Consider the following 6,562-nt stretch of genomic DNA (forward strand, 5'->3'; position numbering starts at 1 on the left):
GGGGGAGTCGGGGGCGCCCATGGGGCCCGCCGGACCTGCCGGAACCGCCGGCCCAGCGGGGCCGGCCGGGGGAACGGCGCCAAAGGTGCGGGTTTCCTGCGTGGTGGCGTGCGGGCCGGCCTCCTCTTCGGCGTCCGGGAATAGTCCCTCGCGCGGGTGCTGTGGCTGGCCGGGGCCTTCCACGTGGCCATTGGGCTCGGGATTCATCGCGGGGCTCACCACGGTGGTGGCCCGGTGCGCGGCACCGTGGCGGGGCACGGGCACGGAGAAATCGGGAAGGTTCAGGGTGCGCGCGGCGTCGTTGACGGCGTCAAGGAACTCTTGGGCGTCGGCGAAGCGATCGGCGGGGTTGCGCGCACAGGCGCGGGCTACGAGCGCGTCGAATTCTGGGGGGACGCCGTCGATGCGCGTGGAGGGCGGCGGCACATCTGCGTGCAGGCGGGCATAGGCGTGGGCCATGGGGTTGTCCCCAGTGAAGGGGGTATCGCCGCTGAGAAGTTCAAAGAGTACGATGCCGGCGGAGTACACATCCGAGGCGGGGCCGACCGAGGAGCCGTCGACCTGCTCGGGGGAGAGATAGGAGACGGTGCCGATGATCTGGTCGGAGGTGTGGTGGGCGTGCGATGTGGCGCGCACCAGCCCGAAATCGGCGAGCTTGACCTGATGGTTGCCGTTGATCAGCACGTTATCGGGCTTGACGTCGCGGTGCACCATGCCTTCGCGGTGCGCCACCGCCAGCGCGGTGAGGACACTACGCATCACAGCGGTGGCCGCGTGCGGCGGCATAGGGCCGCGCTCGGAGAGTAGCTCGCGCAGGGTGCCGCCGGTGATCAGTTCCATGATGAGGAATACGTGATCGCCGGAGGAGTTCGTGTCATAGACATTCACGAGGCTCGGGTGCGAGAGCTGCGCCATGGAGCGGGCCTCGCGGCGGAAACGCTCCCGCGAGACAGGGTCATCCATGAGCCGATCATCGAGCACCTTTGCCGCCACGGGGCGCCCGAGGCGCAGATCTAGGCACCGGTACACAGAGGACATTCCGCCCCGAGCGATAAGAGTTTCCACTCGGTAGCGCTGATCGAGAAGTGTGCCGACCGCCAGTTGAGTCATGGTGAATAGTATGCCTGCATTAACGAAGTTAAGCTAACCGTTTCTCGTCACTCTGTAATACATTAGGTGCCGTGAGTTCGATTCCAGTGTCCAAGGATGTTTTAAGCCCTGACGAGCCCCTGCTAGCCATCCCCGATGTGGCTGAGCGCACGGGTGTGGTGGTGACGAAGGTGCATCACCTAGTCCGCGATCATCAGCTGCTTGTGGTGCAGCGGGATGGCGTGAAATATGTTCCGGAGCGCTTCCTCAACGAGGACGGTTCGCTCAACCGCTTTGTGCCCGGAGTGATCGCGCTATTGTCCGATGGCCACTACACGGATGCTGAGATCCTGGAGTATCTCTTCCGTGCCGATGATTCGCTGCCCGGTCGCCCTGTCGATGCTCTCCACGGGCATCTCGCCCGCGAGGTCATGCGCCGCGCCCAGGCTATGGCCCTCTAAACCCAGCACGCTTATCGACGCCCCGTCGTCGGCACAGCATCCTCTTAGCGCAACGCAGCCTCGCGTTCGGCTCCGGCTGTGCGGTGTCGGGGCTGTTGCCGTTCTGCGTCGGTGAAGATATAGCCGGTGGCGAAGTAAGCCACGATGGTGGTGGGCACCATCCAGACTGGGTTGTAGAGCTGGTGATTGCCGCTGCCGGTGAAGGCGAGCGCAATGATGATCGACAGCAGGGTGGTGGCCTTGATGACTCTCATCGAGGGACGGAAGGTCCCGATCACATTGAGCAGGCTGGTGTAATACCACGGGAGGGTGACGGCGTTGAATACCACGGCGCAGCCATAGGCAACGGCGATGCCGATGATATTGCGCCGATTGTTCTGGCGATAGATCCACCACGCTGCCGCGATGCCGAGAAGCATGATGACCCCGCAGATGGGGCGGGTGATGGCCAGCGCGGTGTTATAGGAAAAGTCATCGGTGATGAACAGGATCACCGGAGTGACAATGTCGGCGATGAGGGAGGGCAGCGCCAGCGGGTTGATCACCTTCGAGTTCCCCGAAAGCTGCGATACCCATCCCCAGTTTGAGCCCGAGGCGGCGGTGACCGCGATCATCACCACGGCGAACTCCACCACCATCCAGGCGCCGGTAGCGAAGAAGGCGAGGAGCGCGCGGGGAGTGGGAGTAAGCCCCGTCCGGCGTTCCAAGACGGCCGCGAGATGGCGGGCTCCCATCCAGACGATAAACGGCAGCGCCAGCGCCGCCGTAGCCTTGAGCGAGACCGCGACAGACACCAGCAGCACGGCGCAGAGGAAGCGCTGGCGCAGCGCGCAGAGCAGGCCGAGGCTGACCAAGCCCACCATGAGCGATTCGTTGTGCATGCCGCCCACCAGATGGAGCACCATCACCGGGTTGGCCACGCCCAGCCACAGCGCCAGCGCGGGCGAGCCCCCGAGGCAGCGCGCAATCTTCGGCGTTGACCACGCAATAGCGATGAAGCCGGCGATAGAGACCACCTTGTATAGCAGCACGCCTAGGGTGACGTTCTCGCCGACCAGGCTGGTAATGCCCTCGCCGATCCACAGGTGCAGCGGCCCATAGGGGGTGGTGGTGTTGCGCCAGTCGTGGCTGACCTCCAGCAGGAAGGGGCCCGGATTGACCGCGGCGCCCTGGGTGTAGGGGTCGAAGCCATCGCGCAGCATCGCTCCCTGCATGAGATAGCTATAGACGTCGCGCGAAAGAATCGGGGCGGCGAAAAGAAGTGGCGCGACCCACGTGATGAGACAGAGGCGGATCTCGGCGACTTTGTCCTTCTCGGAGAGTCGCGGATTCCACATCACCTGCCGGCCCAAGAGCACCCATGCGGCCACAGCGCCCATAATGCCGAGCCAGACGATGGTATTGGACACCCCAGCGCCGTGGCCGTAGCTCATAAAGTCCAGCCCGAGTGCCTCTAATACTCCGCCGCGGTTGCGGATGGCACCACCGCCATAGGATCCCGCGATAATCAGTACTGCGGCGGCGAGGCCGACCCAGCGCGCACGAGCCCAGTCCATCGCCACTACATCCTCCGCGCGGTCGCGCGTTCCGCAAGATCGCCGAGAATGCCCTCCACGGCGGGTACCGCTGTGATGGTGGCGAGCGCCTGGTTCTTCAACTCGGTGATGTGGCTTTCCACCTCATCCACGGCTCCGGAGTCCGCAATGATCTCCGCTAGCTCCTGAATATCGGCGGAACTCTCCACCTGGCCGAGGCCTTCGCGCAGCCGGGCAGCCCGCTGGGGGACCTGAGCATCGAGAATCGCGAGCGTGCGCGCCACCAACACGGTGCGCTTTCCCTCGCGAAGATCATCGCCGGCCGGTTTACCGGTGACGGCTGGGTCGCCGAAGACACCGAGGACATCATCCCGCAGCTGGAAAGCGATCCCCACATCGCGGCCATAGGAGCGATAGGCGGCAATGGTTTCCTCGTTTGCGCCGGCAATAGCGGCCCCTAGGTGCAGCGGGCGCTCGATGGTGTAGGCAGCCGTTTTATAGCGATTGACGCGCATGGGGGCTTCCACGCCCTCGACGCCTTTGGACTCGATGGTGATATCGAGGATCTGCCCACCGATCACCTCATGGCGCATCGCCCGCCACGGCTCACGCATGCGCCGCAGAGCGGCATCCGACAGACCGGAATCCATCACCATGTCATCGGCGTACACCAAGGCCATATCGCCGAGCAATATAGCCAGTGATTCGCCAAAGTGGGCGGCATCGCCGGAAAAGCCTTGCTCCCGGTGATAGGCCTCTACCCGTCGGTGCACGGTGGGGAAGCCGCGCCGGGTATCGGAGGAATCGATGATGTCATCGTGGATAAGAGCGCAGGCTTGGATGAACTCCAAGGCGGATAAGGCGGTGGTGACAGCCTCAATATCCTCGGGGCATTCGGGGCTCCGGGCACCCATGAAGCCGGTCCAGCCAAAGAGGGGACGCATACGCTTGCCGCCGCTGAGCACGAAATCTTCCAGCACCGCGGTGCCGAGATGCACGTTTTCGTCCATGGCGAGGGAGTGGTGATTGCGCTGTGTGCAGTAGCTCAGCAAATGCTCACGGACGACCGGCGGAATGGCCTGAATGGGGTCGGTGAACAGCTCTGAGTGAATCGACATCACAGTCTCTCCAGATCGATAGTGGGGTGTGGGGACAGCGAGGCCCCAACCGGCGGCGAGGAGGGTCTAGGTTGTATCACTGTTGACTCTAGCGTGTGCTGCAGACACGGGGTGCGTGCGGGGCACATAATTTTCTGCAGGAATGAACCGCTCTGTTCACTTTTGGGGGCAATTCGCGCACAAAGCGGTTTGTATGTGCTTTAATGCAGCACCATGCCCTCAACACAGCCGCAGCACCGTTCGGTTATCGACGCCATCACTGCCCCTCGCGATGCCCGCGTGGCCTTCTCGGTGGAATTCATGCCACCCCGCGATGACGCAGCCGAGCAGCGTATGTGGGATGCGGCGAGCACCTTCCACGATCTGGGCGCGGCCTTCGCCTCGGTGACCTATGGCGCGGGCGGATCTACCCGCGAGCGCACTGGCCGCATCGCGCGACGGCTCTCGCAGCACCCGCTGACCACCTTGGTGCACCTGACCTTGGTGAAACACACCGCGGAGGAACTCACGTCGATCCTGCAGGAATACGCCCACTTGGGGCTCACCAACCTCTTGGCCCTGCGCGGCGACCCGCCCGGCAATCCGCTGGGGGAGTGGGTACCCACCGAAGGCGGGCTGAACTACGCAATCGATCTCATCCGCTTAACCAAATCGGTGGAGGAGTGTCGCGACTTCACTATCGGCGTCGCCAGCTTCCCCGAAGGCCACTATCGCGCAGCGAACCTTGATGCGGACACGCACTGGACCCTGGAGAAGCTGCGCGCCGGGGCGGAGTTTTCCATCACCCAAATGTTTTTTGATGTGGAGCATTTCCTGCGGCTCCGAGATCGCCTCGCTGCCGCCGATCCCGTGCACGGCTCGAAGCCGGTGATCCCTGGTCTGATGCCGATCACGAGCCTGCGCTCGGCCCGCCGCCAAGTGGAGTTGTCCGGTTCCTCCTTGCCGACGGCGCTCGAACGGCGTTTGCTCGCCGCGGAGACGGATGAGCAGGTCCGTGCCGTGGGCATTGAAGTGACCTCCGAGATGGCCGAGCGCTTGATCGCGGAAGGGGTGGAGGATCTGCACTTTATGACGATGAACTTCGCCCGTGCCACCCAAGAAGTGCTGCACAATCTCGGCATGGCCCCGAAGTGGCAGCCGGCCGCCTAGGAGGCGGTGGGGAGATAAAGCACCGCGAAGGGGCGGGAATCGCCCAAGAAGCGAAAATTGCGCAGCAGGTCCTGAAAGTCTAGAGAGCGGTAGAGGCCGAAGGCGCGGTTGTTTTCCCCTGCGGTTTCTGGAGTGGAGAGAAGAATGTGGGTGGGGGCGGCGTCGATAAACGCCTTAATGAGGCGGCGCCCAATGCCTCGACCTTGATAGGCGGGATCGACGTGAATCTCGGAGAGTTCCACATAATCGTTGAGAGTGTCTAGCTGCGGACTATGGGCGCCGTAGGTCTGGCGCACCCCGTGATAGACCTGATTGAACCACCACTGGGTGCTATTGCTGCGAAAGCCGTACACCACGCCGACGATGGAGCGATCGTGGACGGCGATGAAGGCGTGAAAATCGCGGTTGCGGGAGTTATGCCGCCACGCGGAAACGCGGGAATCGGCCAAGGTGGGGTCATAGCCCATCGCGCGGATGTAGATGTCCACCAAGTGCGGGGTCAGCATACAAAACTCGACGGTAGTGAGCTCGCGTATTTCCTCCACAGCCATAACTTCTTATTTCACCATTCTTCCCTGCGATGTGTGGCTCATTCTAGCCGAACATTGTCAGTAGAACATGTGTTCGAACGCGGCGGGTGGAGTGTCCTGGGTGCCCACTAGTGTCACAGCTACACAACGCAGCAGAACACTCAATAATTAAGGAGTAGCTCATGGCCACCCCGATCGTATCCTCCACCGTCTCTTCCCTTCGCCCCCGCGTTCCGAATAGCGTCCGGCTTTTCCGTAGCGGCGTGGACAATTATGAGGCCGCGCAGCAGGCGCTGCTGGACGATAAATTGCTCGATGCTCTCGAATATGGATACCGCGCGGCGCTGCGTCTCGCAGGAGCGCGGGTGGCAGATAGTCCGGTGGCGAAGCGGCGACGGCTGCCGCGTTCCGCCTGGGATCAGCTACGTCTCGTCGATCAACGCGGCGCCGAGTATGCAGATCTCTTCGAAGCCTTCTCTCGGGTGCGCCAGCGTGCACTTAATGGTCTTGATCGGCATGTTTCCCCAGCCCGCGTGGGCACCTTGATGCGGCTGGTAGAGTCCTTCCTAGACGATGTAGATGAGCAGCTGCATCCCACTTCCACCGCAGCCTAGAAGCTCGGCCGCACTATCGCCTCGCGGCGGCTAGTGATGGCGGGGCGTGTGGGGCTGTCGGGGGTG

The 6,562-nt window shown here is 63.1% G+C and carries 7 protein-coding genes; 3 read left to right on the top strand and 4 right to left on the bottom strand.

The annotated features are described in order from the left end of the window. On the bottom strand, window positions 1–1,110 hold a 1,110-nt coding region (locus GBB14_RS10485), incomplete at its 3' end, for a protein kinase (protein WP_225978866.1). Between the two features lie 71 nt (window positions 1,111–1,181). Between GBB14_RS10485 and GBB14_RS10490 the strand changes: the two genes are divergently transcribed. Then, window positions 1,182–1,550, top strand: coding sequence for an Rv2175c family DNA-binding protein (locus GBB14_RS10490; protein WP_151530463.1), 369 nt, complete (start codon window positions 1,182–1,184; stop codon window positions 1,548–1,550). Between the two features lie 44 nt (window positions 1,551–1,594). On the opposite strand, the gene GBB14_RS10495 is transcribed toward GBB14_RS10490, so the two are convergent. Together GBB14_RS10495 and GBB14_RS10500 are read right to left on the bottom strand one after the other, a co-directional pair. After that, window positions 1,595–3,106, bottom strand: a complete 1,512-nt coding sequence (locus GBB14_RS10495) for an alpha-(1->6)-mannopyranosyltransferase A (RefSeq protein WP_192796148.1) — start codon at window positions 3,104–3,106, stop codon at window positions 1,595–1,597. 5 nt (window positions 3,107–3,111) lie between these two features. After that, complete coding sequence (locus tag GBB14_RS10500; protein ID WP_151530461.1) at window positions 3,112–4,203, bottom strand: polyprenyl synthetase family protein; 1,092 nt, start codon at window positions 4,201–4,203, stop codon at window positions 3,112–3,114. Window positions 4,204–4,416: 213 nt separating this feature from the next. Between GBB14_RS10500 and metF the strand changes: the two genes are divergently transcribed. Beyond that, complete coding sequence (gene metF, locus GBB14_RS10505; RefSeq protein WP_151530460.1) at window positions 4,417–5,352, top strand: methylenetetrahydrofolate reductase [NAD(P)H]; 936 nt, start codon at window positions 4,417–4,419, stop codon at window positions 5,350–5,352. Here the strand turns inward: metF and GBB14_RS10510 are convergent. Next, window positions 5,349–5,903, bottom strand: coding sequence for a GNAT family N-acetyltransferase (locus tag GBB14_RS10510; protein ID WP_151530459.1), 555 nt, complete (start codon window positions 5,901–5,903; stop codon window positions 5,349–5,351). The genes metF and GBB14_RS10510 overlap by 4 nt on opposite strands. 161 nt (window positions 5,904–6,064) lie before the next feature. Here GBB14_RS10510 and GBB14_RS10515 point away from each other — a divergent pair, with 161 nt between their 5' ends. Then, window positions 6,065–6,496: an SAV_6107 family HEPN domain-containing protein gene (locus tag GBB14_RS10515; protein WP_151530458.1), complete on the top strand. Its 432-nt coding sequence runs from the start codon at window positions 6,065–6,067 to the stop codon at window positions 6,494–6,496. The last annotated feature ends 66 nt before the right edge of the window (window positions 6,497–6,562 follow it).

It is taken from the genome of Corynebacterium sp. 51B (genome assembly GCF_008930785.1).
In the GTDB taxonomy this organism is placed as follows: domain Bacteria; phylum Actinomycetota; class Actinomycetes; order Mycobacteriales; family Mycobacteriaceae; genus Corynebacterium; species Corynebacterium megadyptis.

Excerpts from the sequence above, each read along its gene's own strand:
- metF (WP_151530460.1), top strand. The coding sequence starts at position 4,417 with ATGCCCTCAACACAGCCGCAGCACCGTTCGGTTATCGACGCCATCACT.
- GBB14_RS10510 (WP_151530459.1), bottom strand. The coding sequence starts at position 5,903 with ATGGCTGTGGAGGAAATACGCGAGCTCACTACCGTCGAGTTTTGTATG.
- GBB14_RS10495 (WP_192796148.1), bottom strand. The coding sequence starts at position 3,106 with ATGGACTGGGCTCGTGCGCGCTGGGTCGGCCTCGCCGCCGCAGTACTG.
- GBB14_RS10500 (WP_151530461.1), bottom strand. The coding sequence starts at position 4,203 with ATGTCGATTCACTCAGAGCTGTTCACCGACCCCATTCAGGCCATTCCG.
- GBB14_RS10515 (WP_151530458.1), top strand. The coding sequence starts at position 6,065 with ATGGCCACCCCGATCGTATCCTCCACCGTCTCTTCCCTTCGCCCCCGC.